Source organism: Williamsia sp. z34 (assembly GCF_059553395.1).
In genome coordinates, this window is record NZ_JCANWW010000003.1 from 522,431 (window position 1) to 540,058 (window position 17,628).

Annotated in this window: 16 protein-coding genes; 4 read left to right on the forward strand and 12 right to left on the reverse strand. The window is 63.8% G+C overall.

Annotated elements, in window-relative coordinates; translation table 11 throughout:
• Positions 1-29: 29 nt before the first annotated feature.
• From AC51GT_RS11185 to AC51GT_RS11200, 4 genes are all read right to left on the reverse strand, one after another.
• Positions 30-2,036 carry an Hsp70 family protein gene (locus AC51GT_RS11185; protein WP_496328783.1) on the reverse strand — a complete coding sequence of 669 codons (2,007 nt, stop codon included), beginning with the start codon at positions 2,034-2,036 and terminating at the stop codon, positions 30-32.
• Positions 2,037-2,224: 188 nt separating this feature from the next.
• On the reverse strand, positions 2,225-2,629 hold the full coding sequence (locus AC51GT_RS11190) for a hypothetical protein (RefSeq protein ID WP_496328784.1): 405 nt from the start codon (positions 2,627-2,629) through the stop codon (positions 2,225-2,227).
• Positions 2,630-2,829: 200 nt separating this feature from the next.
• Positions 2,830-3,186: a VOC family protein gene (locus AC51GT_RS11195; RefSeq protein WP_496324566.1), complete on the reverse strand. Its 357-nt coding sequence runs from the start codon at positions 3,184-3,186 to the stop codon at positions 2,830-2,832.
• 33 nt (positions 3,187-3,219) lie between these two features.
• On the reverse strand, positions 3,220-4,266 hold the full coding sequence (locus AC51GT_RS11200) for an aldo/keto reductase (RefSeq protein ID WP_496324567.1): 1,047 nt from the start codon (positions 4,264-4,266) through the stop codon (positions 3,220-3,222).
• A 70-nt stretch (positions 4,267-4,336) separates the two neighbouring features.
• Here AC51GT_RS11200 and AC51GT_RS11205 point away from each other — a divergent pair, with 70 nt between their 5' ends.
• A complete protein-coding gene (locus tag AC51GT_RS11205; RefSeq protein ID WP_496324568.1) occupies positions 4,337-4,912 on the forward strand; it encodes a TetR/AcrR family transcriptional regulator in 576 nt (191 codons plus the stop codon).
• 123 nt (positions 4,913-5,035) lie between these two features.
• Here AC51GT_RS11205 and AC51GT_RS11210 read toward each other — a convergent pair whose 3' ends face one another.
• From AC51GT_RS11210 to AC51GT_RS11240, 7 genes are read right to left on the reverse strand one after another with little or no spacing between them, the layout of a single operon-like run.
• Complete coding sequence (locus AC51GT_RS11210; protein ID WP_496328785.1) at positions 5,036-5,788, reverse strand: maleylpyruvate isomerase N-terminal domain-containing protein; 753 nt, start codon at positions 5,786-5,788, stop codon at positions 5,036-5,038.
• A gap of 31 nt (positions 5,789-5,819) precedes the next feature.
• Complete coding sequence (locus AC51GT_RS11215; protein WP_496328786.1) at positions 5,820-7,196, reverse strand: LLM class flavin-dependent oxidoreductase; 1,377 nt, start codon at positions 7,194-7,196, stop codon at positions 5,820-5,822.
• Positions 7,193-8,320: an acyl-CoA dehydrogenase family protein gene (locus AC51GT_RS11220; protein WP_496328787.1), complete on the reverse strand. Its 1,128-nt coding sequence runs from the start codon at positions 8,318-8,320 to the stop codon at positions 7,193-7,195. The genes AC51GT_RS11215 and AC51GT_RS11220 overlap by 4 nt, the downstream gene beginning before the upstream one ends.
• Positions 8,317-9,273 carry an ABC transporter permease gene (locus AC51GT_RS11225; protein WP_496328788.1) on the reverse strand — a complete coding sequence of 319 codons (957 nt, stop codon included), beginning with the start codon at positions 9,271-9,273 and terminating at the stop codon, positions 8,317-8,319. Before AC51GT_RS11225 ends, AC51GT_RS11220 begins: the two co-directional genes overlap by 4 nt.
• A complete protein-coding gene (locus AC51GT_RS11230) occupies positions 9,270-10,367 on the reverse strand; it encodes an ABC transporter permease (RefSeq protein WP_496328789.1) in 1,098 nt (365 codons plus the stop codon). Before AC51GT_RS11230 ends, AC51GT_RS11225 begins: the two co-directional genes overlap by 4 nt.
• The gene (locus AC51GT_RS11235; RefSeq protein ID WP_496328790.1) at positions 10,360-11,895 is read right to left on the reverse strand and encodes an ABC transporter ATP-binding protein; all 1,536 of its coding nucleotides are present in this window, start codon (positions 11,893-11,895) and stop codon (positions 10,360-10,362) included. Before AC51GT_RS11235 ends, AC51GT_RS11230 begins: the two co-directional genes overlap by 8 nt.
• 46 nt (positions 11,896-11,941) lie before the next feature.
• Positions 11,942-12,955: a BMP family ABC transporter substrate-binding protein gene (locus tag AC51GT_RS11240; protein ID WP_496328791.1), complete on the reverse strand. Its 1,014-nt coding sequence runs from the start codon at positions 12,953-12,955 to the stop codon at positions 11,942-11,944.
• Between the two features lie 406 nt (positions 12,956-13,361).
• On the opposite strand from AC51GT_RS11240, the gene add reads away from it, so the two are divergent.
• Both add and AC51GT_RS11250 read left to right on the forward strand, forming a co-directional pair.
• Positions 13,362-14,471, forward strand: coding sequence for an adenosine deaminase (add, locus tag AC51GT_RS11245; RefSeq protein ID WP_496328792.1), 1,110 nt, complete (start codon positions 13,362-13,364; stop codon positions 14,469-14,471).
• Positions 14,472-14,494: 23 nt separating this feature from the next.
• Positions 14,495-15,253, forward strand: a complete 759-nt coding sequence (locus tag AC51GT_RS11250) for a GntR family transcriptional regulator (RefSeq protein ID WP_496328793.1) — start codon at positions 14,495-14,497, stop codon at positions 15,251-15,253.
• Between the two features lie 81 nt (positions 15,254-15,334).
• On the opposite strand, the gene AC51GT_RS11255 is transcribed toward AC51GT_RS11250, so the two are convergent.
• Positions 15,335-16,831, reverse strand: a complete 1,497-nt coding sequence (locus tag AC51GT_RS11255; protein WP_496328794.1) for an MFS transporter — start codon at positions 16,829-16,831, stop codon at positions 15,335-15,337.
• Positions 16,832-16,922: 91 nt separating this feature from the next.
• Between AC51GT_RS11255 and AC51GT_RS11260 the strand changes: the two genes are divergently transcribed.
• Positions 16,923-17,624 (forward strand): TetR/AcrR family transcriptional regulator, encoded by a 702-nt coding sequence (locus AC51GT_RS11260; RefSeq protein WP_496324579.1) that lies wholly within the window; start codon positions 16,923-16,925, stop codon positions 17,622-17,624.
• Positions 17,625-17,628: the final 4 nt, after the last annotated feature.

Below are 17,628 nucleotides of genomic sequence, written 5' to 3' on the forward strand. Positions count from 1 at the left end.
GCTCTGTCGGAACGCTAGCAGGATCCGGTTCAGCAGAGGCAGATCTCGGCTGATCGCAACCACGAGGCGAACGCCTCTTGATCGGTGCTGTCGGTGAGCCACCACGTGATGGTCCCGTTCGCTTCCGAGTAGATGATGTAGGCGACGGTGTTGTCGTCGAAGGTGTCGAAGTAGGCGTACACCGGTTCGCCGTCGATGATCTGCGTGAACAACTCGGAAGTATTGCCGGCGGCGTACTCGGCGTCGGCGATGGCCTTGATGTCCGAGGTCCCTGCGTCGAAGAGGCCGATGGCGCTCGGTGGGGCGCCGGTGGTGCCTTCGGTTAGCACTCCGGCGGCCGGGGCGCACATGATTCCGGCGATGGCATACTCCGGACGGTCCATCGCCTGGCAGGTGTCGGCGTCGAACAGATCTGGATTGGCGTCGACCAGGCCCTGGTCGTCTGCGTCCAGTACCCCGGCGGCCGTTGATGTCTTCGTCGTGGGTTCAGGGGGTTTGGTGGTCGAAGACCTGGTTGAGGTCGACGTCGAGGTGGATGTGGACGACGTGGGAATCGGCTCGGCCTTGGGGCCGTCGTCACCGCTGGAACTGGCGATCGCCACCCCGAGAATGGCGGCGACCAGCACCACCACGACCGCGGCGATCGCACCGATCGTGAGATTGCGCTTGCGGTTCGGATTCGGGCCGGGCTGCCCGGGAGGCAGACCGTAAGCGGAGGCGTGACTCGGTGGTCCGTCCGAACCGTAGGGGGGCGGCTCCGAGCCGTACTGCGCGGGAGAACCGTACTGCGGGTTCGATCCATATTGCGGGATCGTGCTGTATTGGGCGGTGGGCACATATCCGCCGCTCGGCGCCGGGGTCTCGGGGGAGGCCCAGCCGGGTGTGCCCCAGCTCGGTGCGGTCGGCGGTGGCGGTAGTGGTGCGGGCCCGGACCCGGCGGAATCGGACTCTGCGACAAGCGCTTCGAGAGCGCCGAGTGCGACCACGGTCTTGGGGTTGTCCAGTGTTGCCACCGTGCCGAGCTCACCGAGACGCTGTTGGACCAGCGGCACCCGTGAAGAACCACCGGTCAGATAGATCTGGACGTCGCCGCCGGCCCCGGCCCGGGCCAAAGTCCGTCGGGTGAGGTCGACGACCGAGTCGACGTTGGCGGCGATGAGCTGTTCGAATTCTCCGCGGGTCAATTCGAGGATGGCCTCCCGCCCGCCTCCGCTGATGTTGATGACCGCTCGCGGCGATTCCGACAACAGTTCCTTGGCGCGGCGGATGTTGTCGTCGACGGCGCGCTTGGTCGACAGATTCGCCTCCGTCCGCAAGTACTCCAGGAGTTCGGGGGCGCGTGAGGTGAGCTGTTTGTCGACCCACCGCCGGATCATGGCATCGAGGTTCTTCCCACCGAGACCGTTGCTGCCGTCGTGGGCGATCAGGTCGATCGAACCGGGCGCGGAGGTGACATCACCGATCTTGACGACGGCGACATCGCAGGTACCGCCCCCGTAGTCGACCACTGCGATCGTCCGGCCGGCGGCCTCTCCCGGTGGGATGGCCCTGGTGTAGTGCGCGATCGCGGCGCGGGGCTCGGAGATCAGGGTGATCGCAGACCTGTCGAATCCGATCAATTCGGCCGCGCGGGTCAGCACGTCGACCTCCTCGGGTGACCAGGCTGCGGGGTGCGTGAGGATCAACCGGTCGGGCCGGGTGCCGCCGCGCCGTTCCACCGCCCGGTATATGGCCGAATTCAGCACGGCCGCAATGAGATTCTCCAGCGGAAGGTCGAGGTTCCCGACCGGGACCGTGCCGGCGTTGATATGCCGCTTCGGGTGTGTGATGAAGGCGGCGGGATTGCCGGCCGCCGCGTTGACGGCGGCATCACCGACCAGCACATTGCGGTAGGAGTCGGCGTACACCGACGACGACATGATGTCGCTGTTGTGGGAGAGCGGCACCACCGACGGTGCGCCCGAACCGGGTTCGTATGCGGCCGCGGCGGTATTCGACGTACCGAAGTCGATCGCCAGCCACCATTGGTTCGCCATCGGTGGGAGTTCCTTTCGAAGTGAGTGGCCATCGGAGTCGGCCACCGCCAACGTAAGGCATCGGGGCGTTGGCGGCAGCCGATTGTCCTGTGGGTGAATGTCCTACTGCCAGATGACGGTTGACACCGTGCTAGGCAATCGAATATCGAATATGACCGGTATGCCGCTATCCGTCGCGATCAGCTGGTTCAGAGGGCGCTGGTGTCAGGGGCTTCGACACTGGAGGGGTTGACCTCGGTCCACTCGTCGGTGCCCGTTTCGTGGACGTAGGCGCTGTCGATCTCGCCGTCCTGATCATCATCGACAAATGCGATGTCGTGTTCGCCGTCGGCGTTCTCATCGACGAACACGGTGTCGGCGACACCGTCGGAGTCGGAGTCGGAGATGGCGGTCTCGAAGTGCTCGTCGCCGTCGGTGTCGAAGGCCAGGGTTTCCGCGGTGCCGTCTTGGTCGTAGTCCTGGACCATGACGTCACCGACACCGTCTCCATCGACGTCCACGAGGGCGGATTCGGTGACGCCGTCTCCGTCGACGTCGAAGACCTCGAGGACGGTGGCATCTTCGCTGATCTCGGGCATGTTGTTGTCGGACATCGGGTTCTCCTTGTTGGTGAGGGCTCGCGATGGGTCTCGCTTGCGGTGTTGTCGATAGGAGTGTCCGCAGGTGCCGAATGTTCCGACGAAGTCGGAAAATGTCGACGTCGACTACTCGGGAGAATTTCGAACCCAGTGACCGGAATGAGCGCTGCCACAAGCGAAATCGAGCGCCTCGTAACTACAGGACGAGGCTCAACTCACCCCGCGATGAGATCGAACTCGTTGCCTTCGGGGTCGGCGAGAGTGGTCCAACGCAAACTGCCTGCGCTTTGCTCGGCAAGGATGGTCGCTCCGAGGGTGAGTATGCGTTTCAGTTCCTCGTCGTACTCGGTCGATGCGAGGTCGATGTGGAGGCGGTTCTTGACCGTCTTGCCCTCGGGAACCTGGAGGAAGGTGATGCGGGGTCCGCTGGTGGCGGGTTCGGCAGCCAGAAGGGTGGCGTGCATGGGGGAGGCGCCATTGGCGACCTCACGTCCGAGGACGGCGGCCCAGAACCGGGCGATGCGTCCGGCGTCGTGGGCGTCGTACGTGATGCCGATGAAGGTGGTGGTCATGATGTCCTGGGATCGGGTGTTGGGTGTTCGGGTTCAGATGACGGGGATGGGCAGGAGTTCGAGCAAGCCACGGTCCCCGTCGAATCCATTGCTCAGCGCTGCTGAGACATCGTCATGTGGGGTGCCGTATCGGGGCGCGCTGACCTCGTCGAGGTGTCGATGGTGCTGCTCGTCGAGTTCCATGTCGAGGGACTTCAGGTAGGCCTCGAGATGTGCGAGGGAGGAGGGTCCAACAATGGGGATCATGGCTGTGGTCGTCGGCGCGATGCGGTGACGTAACCATGCCAGTGAAACTTGGAGGGGGTCACTGTTGATCTCTTCCGCGATGCGGAGCACCGCATCGACCACCGAGGTCTTTTGCGGGCTTCCCTCGACCGCGCCTCCGCGAAGTGCCAACCGACCGGTCTGACCCTGGCGATATTTGCCGGTGAGCAGTCCGCCGGCGAGCGGGGAGTAGAGCATCACTCCCAAACCGTGCGCTTGAGCCATCGGTAAAAGCTCTCTGTCCGCGGATCGTTCGGCGAGGCTGTACTCGGTTTGTATGCCAACGAGCGGAGCAAGGCCCTGTAGGTCCGCTCGCACGGCGGCACCGGCGGTCCGCCAGGCCGGGAAATTCGACAAACCGCCGTGCAGCATCTTTCCGGAGCGCACAAGGTCATCGAAACCGCCCAGGATCTCCTCCAGCGGAGTGGTGCCGTCCGGGAAATGCGGCATGAACACGTCCACATAGTCGGTGCCCAGCCGCCGCAGGCTCTCCTCCAACGAGCGAACCATGGTCTTACGACTGTTCCCGGTCGTGCCGGGGCGCGGCTGATCCCGACGAGTGCCGCTGTACTTGGTGATGACCACGAAATCGTCGCGATCCTTGCCCAGGAGCGACCCGAGCATGGTTTCGGCCTCCCCTGCTTGGTACAGGTTGGACGTATCGAATGTGGTGCCCCCGGCAGCTACGAAGGAATCGAAGATCTGGCGGGAGACTTCAGGGCCGGCGCTGGTGCTCGTGGTGCCGAAGTTCGCGGTTCCGAGCGCGTATTCAGAGACCCGAAGTCCTGTCTTGCGTCCGAAGGTCTGGTAACGCATGAGTGCTCCTGAGGTACTTGCGGGCGTATGCTCCGTGGAGCGTATCAAATAAAACGAAGGATCATTCTTTATGCCAAAGGTAGCCCAAGAGCACCTCGACGCGCGGCGTCAACAGATCGTGGAGGCCGCGCGCAACCGGTTCGCCGATCAGGGATTCGCCGGTACCTCGATGGCCGACATCGTCGCCGAGGCGGGACTTTCGATCGGCGCAATCTATCGCTACTTCCGCAGCAAGGATGAGGTTGTCATCGCAGTCTGCGAGCAGGGCAGCAACGCGTTCCCCGAAGCCCTGACAGCCGCCGCCATCCATGACTTCCTCGAGCACACCCGAACCCTGGCCCGGGAGACCGGGCATGCTCGACTCGTGTCGCAGATCTACGCCGAGGCCGCGCTGTCTCCGGCGTTGGCTGAGGTCGTCCAACAACAACTTGCAGCCCTACGCGACAAAGTCGTGGCCCTCCTACCCGGAGGCCGGGGTGCTCGCACAGAACAGGTCGCCGAAGCGTTTGTGGCCATCTGTGTCGGCTACAGCCAGCAGCTCGCCGTTTGCGGAGATGTCGACTCCGCACCCTTCAGTGGGGCCTTGCTGACGCTGATCCGCAGTGTGGATGACCAGAATGACAACCTCCCTGGGAAGAACGACTGACCCGGTCAACGGCATCATGCCGGAGCTGATCCCACCTGCTGACCCACGCGCCACCGACTGTCGACGGCCGCGATTTTCTGTCAGTTTCCTGTCAGCGGCAATTCGACTGCGGCCCAGGCGATGTCAGAACGCTGTGCGCGCGAGCCAGGTCTCCCAGATCTGATGATCGCCGAGCACCTCGACGTTTGCCTCGGTTGCCGACAGACGACGGGTCAGTGCGAGTAGGAGATCCATTGCGCGACCACGTGCCGCTGCTCCGGCCTTGGTGTGGCTGTTGTCCCAGGCGATCGCATCATCGCCACGACTGACCGACCATTCACCGGCGCTGCCGAGGGTGTCCTCGAAGGCGTGCAGGTGCAACGTGGACCCCGACTCGAGGGGAGCCGGCCTGCCTGAGCCGGGCTGGGAGAGGAGGTCGAGCCACTCGGAGATGCCGTCGGCGGCAAGGGCCGGGCTCAGCTCATAGGGAAGACCGAGCGCCAGCGCGGCATCGGCTCGATGGACCGTCGCCTCGTGGAGGCGACGGCGGATCCACCAGGCCGCGGGACGGGGACCGAGGAATGTCCAGACCGGGGTGTCGGGGCCGGTGTCGGCCACCGCATCGATCAGGTTCTGGGCTCCCTCATGTAGCCAATCGATCGCCTGATCCGGATCGGCGGGCGGCTTCCCTCCGGCGACCGTTCGTGGATCGAGGGGTGAATCCCGCTGTTCGGCAACGATCGTAGCGGCCGCCCAGCGGTCACCACGTCCGACATGGCGAAACAGTTGCTGGACGGTCCATTCCGGACACGTCGGCACCGGATGAGCCGGATCTGCCTGCCGGATCAGCGCGCCGAACAGACGGTTCTCTTCCACAAGCGCATTGGAGTAGTCCACCTTCGGACAGTACCGCTTCGGTCGGAGGAGGTCATCCACCAAACGCTGAGCGCCGGAACTGCCGGGCCCGATGTTCGTCGGGCAGGTAGGGGCCCTTGCCGGGGAAGATCTTCTCGCGCAGTGTGCCCGGGGAGTAGCTCTCCTGCATGATCCCGCGTTTGCGCAGTACCGGCGACACGTGTTCGACGAAGTCCTCGAAGGAACCCGGCGACACGACGTACTGCACGTTCATGCCGTCGACTCCGGCATCCTGCCAGGCCTCGATGCGGTCGGCGATCTGCTCGGGTGTGCCGACCTCACGCAGGTTGCCGAACCAGCGGACCAACTCACCGATGGTCATCGACTGACGCGGTGCCATCGAGATCAGCTTCGCGACAATACCTTCCCGTCCTTCCGGGCGTTTGGCGATTACCCCGATGGGTTCGTGTGGGTCGAGTTGTCCGAAGTCGTATCCGAGGAAGACACTCTGTTTGGCGAGATTTGCTTCGATGCTCTGGAAGTCGGTGATCTCGTCCTGCAGCCGACGGGCCTCTTCCTCGGTACTGCCCACGACGAAACCGAGGATCCCGAGCAGTTTCACGTCGCCGGGATTGCGTCCGTGCCGCCGGGCGGCCGCCCGTACATCTGAGACGATCGGTGCTGCTTCGTCGGGGTTGAGCGCATTGATGAACAGCCCCTCCGCATTTCGGCCTGCGAAGTCGCGCCCACGTGGAGAGACACCGGCCTGGATGAGGAACGGTGTCCGCTGCGGTGAAGGCTCGCACAAGTGCGGCCCGACGACGTCGTAGAACGGTCCGACGTGGTTGATCTCGTGGACCTTGGCCGGATCGGCATACTGCTGGGTGGCGATGTCGCGGATCACCGCATCGTCCTCCCAGCTGGCCTCCCACAGTTTGTAGACGACCTCGACGAAGTCGTCGGCGCGGCCGTATCGGTCCTCGTGTTCGGGAAGTCCGGACAACCCCAGATTGCGGCCGGCGCCGGCCAGGAACGTAGTCACGATGTTCCAACCGATGCGGCCCCGCGTGAGGTGATCGAGGGTCGACATCTTGCGGGCGAAGGAATACGGCGGCTCTTGCAGGATATTCTGGGTGAGAACAAATCCGAGCTCATCGGTGGCGTACGCGAGTGCCGGGATGAGTTCGCCGGGATCGTTGATGGGAAACTGCATGCCACTGCGAACCGCGGTCTCGCGCGACCCGGAGAACGACTCGTAGGGCGCGAGCACGTCGGCGAAGAAGAGGGTGTCGAAGTAGCCGCGCTCGAGAAGTTTGGCGCACTCGACCCAGTAATCGATCGAGTTGTAGTCGAGCTGCTTGCTGCCCGGCCAGGCCCACATCCCCTGATCGTGGTGGGAGACGGAAAAGATGTTGAACGCGTTGAAGATCATCCGCGGTCGATGCGTCATTGTGACTGTTCCTCTTTCACCCCGAGCACCTCGCGGCCGACGAGTCCGGCAAGGACCTCGGTCGAGTACGCCATCAACTGACCGGCCTGGGCGTCACGCAGGTGACGCTGGATCGGCGACTTCTTGAGATAGCCGGTGGCACCGCCGATCCGGACCGCGAGCTGCGCCACATCCACCGCGACCTTGTTGGCCAGGTACTTGGCGCGGGTGAGGTCGCCGAAGAACGCGGGATCGCCGTTGTCCGCTTCCTGCAGGCCTCGTTCGTAGAGCGCATGCGCGCCTTCGAGCCGGATATGGGCGTCGGCGACCTCATGCTGAACCCACTGCTGATGGGAGAGAGGCTTGTTCAGGATCACGCGGGACGATGCGTGCTCGACGATCGCTGCCAGTGCCGCATCGGCGATACCCAGGGAGATGGCGGGCAGCCCGGCCGGAATGATCGCGAAGTCACCGAATCCGGGAGCGCGGCCGCGGTACTCCTGGCGCATCAGGGTGTTCTCGAACGAGAGCAGCTGACTTCGGGTGGCTCGCAGCCCGAGTGTGTCCCAGATCGGGATGATGGTGACCGTGTCGTCCGGGATCACGCCGAAGAACGTGGGGGCACCCTCGACCAACGCATTGACCAGTAGGTAGTCGGCGATCTCGCTACCTGAGACAAACCGCTTTGCGCCGTTGAGGATCCAGCCACCGGGTGCTGCCTCGGCTTCCTGCGTGGGATTGAGGAAGCGGTTTCCGCTGGTGGGTTCGGACAAAGCGTTGGCAAATCTCTTACCTGCCAAGAACTCGTCGGCGAAGAATGAGCCGGCGACCTCTCGGGTGAGCTCGGACAAACCGACACCGGCACCCGAGTGCATCGTCCAGATCGTTGCGGTCGACGGGTCGGCCTTGGCCAGCAGTCGCACGATCTTGCCGAAACCCAGGTAGCTCAGGCCCGATCCACCCAGATGCTGGGGAAGGACTGCCGTGTTCAATCCGGCCGCGTGCAGCGCGTCGAGATTGCCGACCGCGATTTCGGCGCGGTCGTCGTAGTCGGGCGCCGTCTTTGCGAAACCGGTTGCCAGTTCGGCGATCGACTCGATCAACGCGCGTTCTTCTTCACGCGCGGACAGTTGCGGGGTGGTCATCGGACTCCTTCTTTCGGACGGATTGTTGCCGGAGCGTCGGCCGCTCGCGGTGTTCGGCCACGTCCGAGGTGTATGCGGCGCGACACCACACACAGAACGGCGAACGTGGCCAGATACGGAAGGGACTGGAACAGTTCGACGGGCAGGCCGAGGTTACGGGTCTGGGCGAGTAGGGCCAGGCTGTTGAAGAAAGAGAACAGCAGGGCCCCGGCCACCAGGCCAAAAGGGTTCCGGCGTCCAATGATCACCACGGCCAGTGCGATGAATCCCGCGCCGCCGGTCATCCCCGGCGAGAAGATACCGATGCTCGACAGGGACACCACAGCCCCGCCGAGTCCGGCGAACGCGCCGGCGATCACGGCTGCGGTGAGTCGGTAACGGGCCGGTGAGATGCCGCGGATGATCGCCACAGCCGGGTCGTCGCCCACCGAGCGCAGGCGTAGCCCGAATCGCGTCCGGGTCAGCACAAACCAGGACACCACGACCAGGACCAAGGTCAGGTAGAAGAACACCCCGGCTTCGGCGAGTCCGGTTCCGATCAACGGGATCCCATCCAGGAGTGAGATATTCAGTTCTGGCTGGGTGTCGACCGCGGTATTGGTGGAACCGGCGGGGTTGATCGACTGGTATAGGAAGATACTCAGACCTGAACCGATGAGCCCGATGGCGATTCCGACGATGATGATGTCGGCTCCGGCCATCGACGAAGCAAGGCCGAGTAGTAAACCCGACAGCGCACCGAGGGCAATTCCGGACAGCACGCCGAACCAGACACCGCCGACACTTGATCCGAGGACACCGAAGACCGCGCCGATCAACATCATTCCCTCGATGCCAACGTTGAAGCCGCCGGTTCGTTCGAGGAAGATCTCACCGATTCCGGCAAGGATGATCGGTGAGCACAGTGCCAGTGCTCCTGCGATGACGATTGTCCAGAAGTCGATGGTGTTCATCCGGCGGCCACCTCGACCTTCTGTGAGTCGGTGCGGGGTTCTGGTGCAGATGTACGCGGCAACAGTTTGATCGCTGCCAGGGCGAGCGCCGCGGTCAACAGCAGAATGCCCTGGCTGACGGTGCCAATGGCGGTCGGAGTGGTCCCGGTGGCCATCTGCACACCTGCCGCGCCGGTGCCCAACGCTGCGTAAACCACTGCTGCCAGCGCGATTCCGACCGGATTTCCCCGCCCGAGCACGGCCACCGCCAGACCCGCGAAACCGATACCGCCTGCGACGTTCGGTTCCAGTCGGGTGGTGACACCGGCGACCTGCATCCAACCGGCCATACCGGCGAATAGCCCGGAGATCAGCATCGCGGACAGGACGGCGCGCATCGGGGTCAGACCCAGTCGGGATGCCAGGAGGGGCCGTTTGCCGTAGACATCGAACAGGAAGGCCGACGGTGTCCGCGTCCACCACCAGGCGGACAGAAGGATGATGACAACGATCACGATGCCGACGTGGATTCGGCCCTCGACCGGAAGTTGGGGGACCAGAGACGGTTTCGGAAGTACCGCGCTCTGGGGGCTGGCCGCGGTCTGTTCGTCGCGCAGTTGGTTGCGCAACAAATAGGTCAGCAGGAAAGCGGCCAGATAGTTCGCCAGCAGCGTGGACAGGATCTCGTTGACACCCCAACGCACCTTGGCGATGGCCGGGATCAACGACCACAACGCGCCGCCGATTCCGCCCGCGATGGCGCCGAGTGTCAACGCCACCGGCGACGGCACCGATGTTCCCAGCGCAAAGGCGACCGCCGCCGAGAGGGTGGCACCGAGGATCAACTGGCCCTCCGCGCCGACCGTGATGATCCCCGCGCGGAGTGCGATCGACGCACCGAGGGCAACCAATGCCAACGGCGTCGCATCGGACAGCGTCTGAGTGAGGTTGTAGCCGCCGCCGAATGCGCCGGTGAACCAACCGGATAGCGCAACATCCAATCTGCCGCCCGTACTCGCGATCATCACCGCGACGATGGCGAGTCCGGCAAACAGATAGAGCCCGGCGAGCACCAGTCCGCGGGTACCTGCGAACCGGCGTAGGAGATCAGGCATTGATCTGACCCCCGCTGGTGAGACCGGCTGCCGCGCGGCCGAAACGCCCGATGTCGAAGTCGGCGGTGTCGAACTGATCGACGATCCGGCCCTTGGCCATCACCAGGATTCGATGAGACAGTTCGCGGACTTCGTCGAGATCTGCCGACACCAGCAGGATCGCCGTGCCCTTGGCCGCGGCTTTGCGTATTTCTCCGCGAATTGCGGCCGCAGCACCCAGATCAAGGCCCTGGGTGGGGCCGTGCAATACGGCCACGGCCGGGGCATCGGTGGGCTGATGCCCGTCGAGTTCCCGCCCGACCAGCAACTTCTGCTGGTTTCCGCCGGACAGTGCACCCGCGTGGACACCGACGTCGAGCGGTCGGACGTCGTGGCGCTTGCAGAGGTCGAATGCAAACGCCCGGATGGACCTGGCGTCCATCATCCCGAAACGACGAAATGGCCTGGGACCACCGAGGTTGCCACCGAGCCTGCGCAACACCGCGGAATGGGTGATGGGGGAGTCGGGCAGCAGGAAGTCGGCACGAACCTCGGGGACGTAGGCGACGTCGGCTTCGTGCGCACGGCGCGGGTGACCGGCGATGTCGATGCCGTCGACCGTGATCGAACCGCCGGCGAGGGGAACCATGCCGACTGCGGCGGCGGCGAGCAAGCTCTGGCCGTTGCCTGCGACACCCAGTACACCGACGATCTCGCCTCGCCGGACGGTGAAGCTGACCGAGTCCAGGGAGACCTGATCGGGTGAGTTGATGCTGACCCGATCGAGGATCAGTCGTTGCTCGCCGCCGCCAAACGGACTCGGCACGATCACCTCTGGCGCCGCCCCGACCATCGCGGTGACGAGATCGTCGTCGGTGGTAGCGGACATGGATGCGGCAAGGGTGACGCGGCCACGCGAGAGTGCGGTGACATCGTCGGCGACAGAGCGCGCATCGGCCAAGCGATGGGTGATCAGGAGGACCGAGACACCATTTTCCGCAAGAAGTTTGAGTCGCGCGAAAAGAGTATCCGTCTCGTTGGGGCCCAGTGCAGAGGTGGGTTCGTCGAGCAGGAGGATGTCGGCGCCCTGGGCCAGAGCGATCGCCAGCTCGCCGAGTTGGCGTTGCGCGAAACCCAGATTGCGGACCGGGGTGTTGGTCCGGAGTACCAGGCCGGCCTCGGTGGCCACCCGGTCGAGCGCTCTGGAGGCCCGAGTGCGGGAGGCGATGTGCTCGGACTGATTCAAGATCAGGTTCTCGGCCAGTGTCAGTTCCGGATTGAGGCTGAGTTGCTGTGCGACCAAACCGATTCGGGCGCGGATCGCTGCGGTCCGGTTCGGGAGCACAATCGATTGACCGTCTCGAACAACCGACCCGGAGGTCGGTTGTTCGAGACCGGCCAAGATCTTCAGTGCCGTCGACTTACCGGCGCCGTTTTCACCGATGAGAGCATGGATGGTTCCGGGGGCGATGGTGAGGTCCACGTGGTCGAGCGCGCGGGCGGCGCCGAAGCTCTTGGAAACACCGTGCAACGAAAGTTGTTTCACCATCTACCGATTCCCGTGCCGTCTCGTTGATCGATCTGTGCCTGTCAGGTCAGCTGATCGGCGGGATCGTGACCGCACCCGAGGCAAGCTGTGCAGCAAGCTCATTGACCTGCTCGGCGATGTCATCGGGCAGGTTGGGCGCAGCCGCCGGCTTGTTGCCATCGGCGTAGATCAGGCCCTTGTTGGCGATGGTGGAGGTGTACGCGTGGTCGCCGAAGGTTTTGTTGTTCAGCTGCGCCACGATCTCCCGCAGTGTGGGGGTGAAGTCGAGCTTCACCAGCCCGATGTTGACGGCCTGTGCGTCCGATGACGATGCACTCGATGCGCCCAGTGTGGCCACGTTCGCTGCCTTGGCCGCCGACAGCACCCCCGGTGTGTACGCCTCGGCCCCGGTGACGATGAGCTTTGCGCCGGAAGCGATCTGGGCCTTCGTCGCCTGGTTGGCCAGAGAGGTGTCGGTCCAGCTGCCGGTGAAGATCGGGGGCAATTCGACGGCTGCCGGACTTGTCACGTCGAGACCGACGCTGACCGCCTTGTGGGTGATCTCGTTGAACGGGGCGAGCTGTCCTTCGACAACGCCGATCGGCGACAGACCGGTCTTTCCGGCGATCCACCCGGTGAGGTATCCCTGCTGGTCACTGGCGTATGTCCAGGTTTCGACGTTGGGTGTGGCCTTTTCGAGTATGTCGGCCGAACCAGTGGCCACAAAATGAGCGTCGGGGAGTTCCGAGGCGACGGTGAAGATGGAGTTCGCGAAGTCCAGACCCCATCCGATGATGAGGTCGTAACCCTGCGAGGCGTATTGGCGGAAGGCAGCTTCGGCATCGGAAGAGGTGGTGACCGACTCGCGGATCTGCAGCGAGATCACGCCCTCGTCCTGGAGTGTGTTGCCGGCATCCGCGGCGTACTGGCTGAAGCCGCCGTCATTTGCCAAGCCGCCGAGCACGATTGCGACCTTGGGTTTGCCCGAATCGGCGTCGGCATCGGAGTCGGATGAGCAGGCGGCAAACGCGGCCACCAGGGGTATGGCGAGCAGGACGGCAAGGCTCTTGCGAAGTTTCATGATGCGGCTTTCTTGGCGGAAGGACCCAGTGTTGAGAGCTGCGCTCAACTTGTTGATAAGTATGTTCATGCGACCCGCCCCACGAAAGAAACAAAACCGCGGCGCGTAAAACCGGTCTTGCGTTTGACGGGGCGGGCTCCGGGTGGAACGGAGCGTCACTGCACCACGACTCTGTGGTGATTCACTAAATCGGTTTGTTATCAATCTATTTCGCACATAGGCGAGTAACTGTGGTGCAGTGGTCCGGGTTACGGACGTGCGGTCGTGACGAAGTGGTCGTGCGCCGGTTGTGGAGCTTCGCGACCGAGGTGGTGATAACTTATCAACAAGATCCCGCCGCTGCAGTGCAGTGTGAATGCCCTCGGTGGGGCATACCTCCTCAAAACTTCTAAGGAATGTGTGTCACATGAGTGTCGAATCCGTCTCTGCCTCCGCGCCACGTATCGACGAGGGCTGGATCCGATCGTTGCCCAAGGCAGAAGTGCACGTTCACCTCGAAGGCGGCTTCGAACTCGTCGACCTGATGGATCTGGTGAAGGCCGCCGGTGAGTCGTTGCCACGTCCGGCGGCAACCCTTCTGCAGAAGATCGGGGAGGGTTTCGACGCAGGCGGCGGCGCCCCTGCGGCCGAGGCCGGACTGACGCCGTTTCTGCAGTTTCTCGACTGGGGTTGCGGATTGATCCGGACGCCCGAACAGGCGGCCCGACATGCCTATCGGTTCGCGGCGCGGCAGACCGCATCCGGGATCGCATACTCCGACGTCATCATCAACCCCTGCCACTGGAGTGCCTGGCGGGACCGCCTGCCCGAGTTGTTCGACGCGTTCGCGGCCGGCCTCGACGAGGCGCATCAGGACGGACTCGCCCAGATTCGCCTGTGTGTCTCATTGCTGCGTTCACAATCGGCAACCGATGCTGTCGAGCTTGTCGAGTGGATCGCCCATTCGCGGCCGAGACATGTCCTGGCGATCTCGGTCGACGGTGACGAACGGAGATCGGGACGGGTCAGCGCAAAGTTCGCCGACGCCTTCGCTCTCGCGGGCCGCTCCGGGCTCCGTCGCACCGTGCATGCAGGCGAATCGAGTGGGCCGGAAGGTGTGTGGGATGCGGTGAACCTCCTGCAGACCGAGCGAGTTGATCACGGTGTCCGGGCCATCGAGGACCAGCGGCTGGTCGAGCATCTGATCCAGACGCAGATCCCGCTTGGCATCTGTCCTCGATCCAATGTCATCCTGGGCATCTACGACGATTGGTCGCAGCATCCGTTGATCCGACTTCGGGACGCGGGTGTGAATGTCACCATCAACACCGACGATCCGGGTTTGCTGGGTTCGACGCTGGAGGGGGACTGGGCCGTATGCGCGGCGACGTTTGGTCTCGACGAGTCGGATCTGATCGGGTTCGCCAGGGCGTCCGTGGCTGCGTCCTTCGCCGATGACGACACCAAAACCGCTCTGGTTCAACAGATCGACCAATTCGAGCTTGCGCAGGGTTTCTCACCCCTGCCGTCCATGTAACTGCCATCCAGACAGGAGACGCGATGAACCGCAGGCACGGACCCGGCGGATTCACGGTGACCGGAGAGACCGAGGATGCGCGCGTCAACCGCGAGCTGTTGCGTTATGTACGGGAGGCGTCGGCAGCGGACAATCCGTTGCCGGGCGAGTTGGATCTGATCGCGCGCTTGAACTGTACCCGCCAGCAGCTGCGGCGGGCGCTATCCGAACTCGAACGCCAGGGCGTGCTGCGACGGCGGCAGGGTGCGGCCACCACTGTCGACCCGGTGGGACTCCGGATGAACGTGCGCCTCGAGGACCAGTTCGAGCACACCGAGTTGCTGAAACTCATGGGTTATCGATCAGAGGTCGAGGTCAGGGTCTCGCGACTCGAACCATTGCCCGAGAACGTCGCAACGCTGCTCGATGCGGAACCCGGCGCACCGGCGCTGAAGATGGTCAAGCGCTGGCGGGCCGACGGCAAGCCGGCGATGCTGGCATCCGGATATCTGCTCATGCCCGACGCGTCGGAGCGTGAACTCGACGACTCGGTCTTCACCGCGGTCACCGAGGCCTGGGGCGAATCGCTGGTCTGGGAGGTTGCGACACCGGGTGCGGTGGCCCTCGACGAAGAACTGGCCGATCTGCTGGAGATGCTGGTCGGATCAGCTGTCATGACACTGGAACTCATCGGCGTCGGCGCCAGTGGCCGCCGCTTGTTCTACGCCTTCGAGCATCACCATCCCGAGTTCGTGACCTATTCGCTGCTCCGCACCGTCCGTCCGCCGTGGGCGGCCGGATGACATCCTGGGCCCACTGATGACAGAAACCGCCGGACCCGATGAACTCGGATCCGGCGGCTTTGTTGTCGGTCTGTCAGCGCATCAGTGCGCGATGACGGGTTCGGCGTTCGGGTCGATCTCGGGGATCTTGTTGGGGTAGATCACCCCGGCGATCACCGCACCAAGGGCGAAGAACCCTGCAGCCCACCAGAATGCGGTGTGGTAGCTGGCCATCGAGGCGCCTTCCATGATGGCCTGCATGCCATCTGGGCCGGAGGGGCTGTGGTCGCTGACGTAGTGCTCGGCCGAGGTGGCGGCAAAGCTGCTCAGCAGTGCCACGCCGATGGATCCACCGACTTGCTGCGCGGTGTTGACCGCCGCCGACGCAACTCCGGAATCGCTCGCCGCGACGCCAAAGGTCGACAGGCTGATGGCGTTGGCGAAGACGGTGCCCATCCCGATGCCGATCATGATCAGGCTGGGGACCACAGTGGTGAGGTAAGAACTGTCGACCTCGATCCTGGTCAAGAGGGCCATGCCCACCGCAGCAACGGTCAGGCCGACGGCCACCATCACCTTGGGGCTCAACCGGGTGATGAGCACCGAACCGGAGACCGCCGCGGTGATACCGATCGACAGCACCATCGGCAGGAATGCCAGACCGGTTTCGACCGGACTGAATCCCAGGGTCTTCTGTAGGTAGAAGGTCAAGAACAGGAACACCGCGAACATGCCGATCGAGGAGATGAGCATGACGAGGTAGGACGCGCCGCGCATCCGGTCGAGCAGGATTCGCAGGGGCAGCAGTGGATGAGCAACCTTGGTCTGGACCCAGCCGAACACGACGAGGAGCACGAGTCCGATGACAAGCGGGAACAAGGTCATGCTGTCGGTCCACCCCTTGGTCTCGGAATTGGCGAATCCGTAGACGATGAGGAACAGGCCGACGGTGACCAGGATGGTCCCGGCCCAGTCGATCGGGGTCCTGGTGCCGGCCTTGATGTGCTTGGGGAGCAACATGATTGCGCCGACCAGGGCGGCCAGCGCGAAGATCACGTTGACGTACAGGCACCAATTCCACGAGATGTACTCGGTGAGAACGCCTCCCAGCAGGAGACCGATGCCGGCACCGGCGCCGGCGACGGCACCGAAGATACCGAAGGCCTTGCCGCGATCCGGTGATCCGGCGAACGTCACGGCGAGCAGCGAGAGCGCTGCGGGTGCGAGCAGGGCACCGAAGACGCCCTGCAGTGCACGGGCGGCGACCAGGATCTCGAAGCTCGGTCCCCAGCCACCGAGTGCCGAGGCCGCTGCGAAGCCGATCAGGCCGATGATGAAGGAGTTCTTGCGACCGAACAGGTCGTTGATCCGGCCGCCGATCAACAGCAGGCTGCCGAAAGCGAGCGAGTAAGCAGTGATCACCCATTGCCGATCACCATCGCTGAAACCCAGGTCTTGCTGGGCTTCGGGGAGCGCGATGTTCACGATGGTGGCGTCCAGGACGACCATCAGCTGGGCGACCGCGAGCACGGCAAGGATCAGCCAGCGATGTTTGGAGCCGGTCGATTCTCGCGACGGCGAAGTTTGGGTTGTAGACATGTTCTCTTTCAACTACGGAAGCGGAATAGGTGATTCCGATTGAGGGTACCAGAGCGGAATCGGTGATTCCACTTAGCGCTATGCTGTAGCCATGGCGCAGACAGGAGACACGTCCGACGTGCTGCGGGCCGATGCGAGGGAGAACCACCAACGCATCCTCGTGGCTGCTCGGGAGGTGTTCGCGGCCCAGGGCCTCGGCGCGAAACTGGCCGATGTGGCCAGCCACGCCGGTGTGGGCGTCGGCACGATCTATCGGCGATTCGAGAGCAAAGAAGCACTCATCGAGGAGCTCTATGCAGAGCGACTCGGGGATGTTGCGGCCATGGTCGGTGATGCCGAGGCGCTCGCCGATCCATGGGAGGGTCTACTCCGGTTCCTTTATTCCAGCGCGACGATGATGGCCGACGATCGGGTCATGAGGGACCTGGTGTTCGCCGGTGCACCGTCGATTCCACAGACGACGGGTGCCAGCCTCGAACTGGCCGAACACATCACTGCGGCCCAGGCCACAATCAACGAGGCCGCTGATCGCCTTGTGTTGCGGGCGAAAGAATCTGGTGAGCTCCGCGCCGATTTTGAGGCGACCGACCTCCCGGTGCTGGCCTTCTCGATCCAGGCCACCGCTCAGTTCGCGAGATCGCACAACCCGGACCTGTGGCGCCGGACGATGGGCATGATCATCGACGGTATCCGGGCATCACGAACCAGCCTGACGCCGTTGGAGAGTCCGGCGCTGACGGAGGCGCAGTTGTCAGAGATATTTGCTGCCCATCAGATCGGAAAGTCCATCTGAGGTT

Coding starts and splice junctions, on each gene's coding strand:
- AC51GT_RS11185 (WP_496328783.1), bottom strand. CDS start 2,036: ATGGCGAACCAATGGTGGCTGGCGATCGACTTCGGTACGTCGAATACC.
- AC51GT_RS11190 (WP_496328784.1), bottom strand. CDS start 2,629: ATGTCCGACAACAACATGCCCGAGATCAGCGAAGATGCCACCGTCCTC.
- AC51GT_RS11195 (WP_496324566.1), bottom strand. CDS start 3,186: ATGACCACCACCTTCATCGGCATCACGTACGACGCCCACGACGCCGGA.
- AC51GT_RS11200 (WP_496324567.1), bottom strand. CDS start 4,266: ATGCGTTACCAGACCTTCGGACGCAAGACAGGACTTCGGGTCTCTGAA.
- AC51GT_RS11205 (WP_496324568.1), top strand. CDS start 4,337: ATGCCAAAGGTAGCCCAAGAGCACCTCGACGCGCGGCGTCAACAGATC.
- AC51GT_RS11215 (WP_496328786.1), bottom strand. CDS start 7,196: ATGACGCATCGACCGCGGATGATCTTCAACGCGTTCAACATCTTTTCC.
- AC51GT_RS11220 (WP_496328787.1), bottom strand. CDS start 8,320: ATGACCACCCCGCAACTGTCCGCGCGTGAAGAAGAACGCGCGTTGATC.
- AC51GT_RS11225 (WP_496328788.1), bottom strand. CDS start 9,273: ATGAACACCATCGACTTCTGGACAATCGTCATCGCAGGAGCACTGGCA.
- AC51GT_RS11230 (WP_496328789.1), bottom strand. CDS start 10,367: ATGCCTGATCTCCTACGCCGGTTCGCAGGTACCCGCGGACTGGTGCTC.
- AC51GT_RS11235 (WP_496328790.1), bottom strand. CDS start 11,895: ATGGTGAAACAACTTTCGTTGCACGGTGTTTCCAAGAGCTTCGGCGCC.
- AC51GT_RS11240 (WP_496328791.1), bottom strand. CDS start 12,955: ATGAAACTTCGCAAGAGCCTTGCCGTCCTGCTCGCCATACCCCTGGTG.
- add (WP_496328792.1), top strand. CDS start 13,362: ATGAGTGTCGAATCCGTCTCTGCCTCCGCGCCACGTATCGACGAGGGC.
- AC51GT_RS11250 (WP_496328793.1), top strand. CDS start 14,495: ATGAACCGCAGGCACGGACCCGGCGGATTCACGGTGACCGGAGAGACC.
- AC51GT_RS11255 (WP_496328794.1), bottom strand. CDS start 16,831: ATGTCTACAACCCAAACTTCGCCGTCGCGAGAATCGACCGGCTCCAAA.
- AC51GT_RS11260 (WP_496324579.1), top strand. CDS start 16,923: ATGGCGCAGACAGGAGACACGTCCGACGTGCTGCGGGCCGATGCGAGG.